3 protein-coding genes are annotated in these 2713 nt (G+C 60.4%); all 3 read right to left on the bottom strand.

What is annotated here, in order from left to right; all coding sequences use genetic code 11:
- A partial coding sequence (typA, locus tag A3722_RS03635; protein ID WP_067915918.1) for a translational GTPase TypA occupies positions 1-1705 on the bottom strand: 1705 nt, incomplete at its 3' end.
- Positions 1706-1851: 146 nt separating this feature from the next.
- Entirely contained in the window at positions 1852-2181 is a 330-nt protein-coding gene (locus A3722_RS03640) for a DMT family transporter (RefSeq protein ID WP_067626829.1), read from the bottom strand.
- Positions 2182-2196: 15 nt separating this feature from the next.
- The gene (locus tag A3722_RS03645) at positions 2197-2655 is read right to left on the bottom strand and encodes an Lrp/AsnC family transcriptional regulator (protein ID WP_067626827.1); all 459 of its coding nucleotides are present in this window, start codon (positions 2653-2655) and stop codon (positions 2197-2199) included.
- Positions 2656-2713 lie beyond the last annotated feature (58 nt).

Below are 2713 nucleotides of genomic sequence, written 5' to 3' on the forward strand. Positions count from 1 at the left end.
CTTCTTCAAGGCTTAGCGTCATTGGCGTGGTCAAGCGCACCGCTTCGTCGGTGCCCGAGGCGCGCACGTTGGTTAGCTTTTTGCCCTTCAGCGGGTTCACTTCAAGATCGTTTTCGCGGCTGTGCTCACCGATGATCATGCCGGTGTAAACGTCAGCCTGTGCGCCGATCATCATCTTGCCACGCTCTTCGAGGTTCCACAGGGCGAAAGCGACCGAGGAGCCGTTTTCCATGGAGATCAGAACGCCCGCGCGACGGCCCGGAATCGTGCCTTTGTGCGGTGCCCAAGAGTGGAAGACGCGGTTGATGACGCCCGTGCCGCGCGTGTCGGTCAGGAATTCGCCGTGGTAGCCGATCAGCCCGCGCGAGGGGACATGGGCGATGATGCGGGTCTTGCCCGCACCGGCTGGTTTCATCTCGACCAGTTCACCCTTGCGGGTGCCGGTGATCTTTTCGATGACCGCGCCGGAGTATTCGTCATCCACGTCGATGGTGGCTTCTTCGATGGGCTCATGGCGGACGCCGTCGATCTCTTGGAAGAGAACCTGCGGGCGAGAGATCGAAAGCTCGAACCCTTCACGGCGCATGTTTTCGATCAGAACGCCCATCTGCAATTCGCCACGACCGGCCACTTCGAAAGCGTCGCCGCCCGGTGTGTCGGAGATTTTGATCGCGACGTTGGATTCGGCTTCCTTCATCAGGCGCTCACGGATCACGCGCGACTGCACTTTTTTGCCGTCACGGCCTGCCAGTGGGCTGTCGTTGATGCCAAAGGTCACTGTAATGGTCGGCGGGTCGATCGGCTGGGCCGGGATCGCCTCGTTCACGGAGGCATCGGCCAGCGTGTCGGCCACGGTCGCCTTGGTCATCCCGGCGATGGAGACGATGTCACCGGCTTCGGCCACGTCGATGGCGGTCTGCTCCAGCCCGCGGAAGGCGAGGATTTTGGTGCAGCGGAAGTTCTCGATCAGGGTGCCGTCGCGCGACATGGCTTTGAGTGTCTGACCTGCCTTCAGGGTGCCGGTTTCCACACGGCCCGTGAGCAGACGGCCCAAGAAGGGGTCACCGCCAAGCGTGGTGGCCAGCATGGTGAAGGGCTTATCGGCATTCTCGATCTGCTTGGGGGCAGGGACATGCTCAAGGATCAGATCAAAGAGCGCGTTCAAGTCTTTGCGCGGCCCGTCGAGTTCGGCATCCGCCCAGCCGGAACGGCCCGAGGCATACATATGCGGGAATTCAAGCTGCTCGTCGGTGGCATCCAAGCTGGCGAAAAGGTCAAAGCATTCGTCGAGCGCGCGGTCAGGCTCGGCATCTGGCTTGTCGACCTTGTTCAGCACGACGATCGGACGCAGGCCCAGTTTCAGAGCTTTGGAGGTCACGAATTTAGTTTGTGGCATGGGGCCTTCGGCGGCGTCGACCAGCAAAACCACACCGTCGACCATCGACAAAATACGCTCGACTTCGCCACCAAAGTCGGCGTGGCCGGGGGTGTCGACGATGTTGATGCGGGTGTTGTTCCACACGACCGAGGTCGGCTTGGCGAAAATGGTGATGCCGCGCTCGCGTTCCAGATCGTTGCTGTCCATGGCACGCTCAGTCGTGGCCTGGTTTTCACGATAGGTGCCGGATTGTTTCAGAAGCTCGTCCACCAGCGTCGTTTTGCCGTGGTCGACGTGAGCGATGATTGCGATGTTGCGCAGGTCCATTAAGTCAGCCTTTGGATAGGGGAGGGACGCGCCAACCTGAAGCCGCGCGTATAATTGCGCCGCCCATACCGCGCTCCGGCTACAATTGCTAGCCCTAATGCCGTGACGCACCCCTTACTGCGCGAACCTGTGCCGCCGCCACGGCCTTAATGGGTGGCGCTGTTCGAGAAGAGATGGATGACCAGAATGCCGCTAATGATCAGCAAGAGGCCGAGGACCGCGGGCAGGTCCAGCCGTTGGCCGAATAGCACGAAGCCGATCAGCGCGATCAGCACGATCCCGAGGCCCGCCCAAAAGGCATAGACGATTCCGACCGGCATGACCTTTAGTGCCAGCGACATGCAGTAGAAAGAGATCATGTAGAAAACCACCACCGCCACCGAGGGCCAGAGCCGGGTGAATTGATGCGAGGCCTGCACCGCGGTCGTGCCAAGGGTTTCCGCCACCACGGCGATGATGAGCCACAGATAATGCATGGGGGCGCGCCTTCTTCAAAGGGGAAGTTCGGTGGTTTCTTTGATCTCCTCCATCACGAAACTGGCCGAAACATCCGACAGCGGCACCCGGCGGATCAGGTCCTGATAAAGGCGATCATACCCCGCCATATCCCGAACCCGCGCGCGGATCAAATAGTCCAGATCACCGGTCATCCGGTAAACGCCGAGAATTTCGGGCATGGCCTGCGTGGCCTTTGAGAACTTGTCCAACCAATCGGGCGCATGGGCGTTGGTGCGCACCTGAATGAAGACGCTGAGACCGAGGCCAAGTTTCGCGGCATCCAAGAGCGTGACGCGGTTTTTGATCACGCCTGCCTTCTCAAGCGTGCGGATGCGGCGCCAGCAGGCGTTGCGCGAAAGGTGGACAGCGGACCCAAGCGCTTCGAGCGATTGGCTGGCGTCGCGTTGCAGTTCGACCAATATGCGGCGGTCAATGTCATCAAGTGTCGTCATTGTGCGAGTTTGGTGGGAAATTTTCTCATGGGCAAGGGGGTGTGGGGTGGGATTTGAG

This window comes from Sulfitobacter sp. HI0027, from assembly GCF_001634775.1.
Lineage (GTDB): Bacteria > Pseudomonadota > Alphaproteobacteria > Rhodobacterales > Rhodobacteraceae > Sulfitobacter.

Coding starts and splice junctions, on each gene's coding strand:
- A3722_RS03640 (WP_067626829.1), bottom strand. CDS start 2,181: ATGCATTATCTGTGGCTCATCATCGCCGTGGTGGCGGAAACCCTTGGC.
- A3722_RS03645 (WP_067626827.1), bottom strand. CDS start 2,655: ATGACGACACTTGATGACATTGACCGCCGCATATTGGTCGAACTGCAA.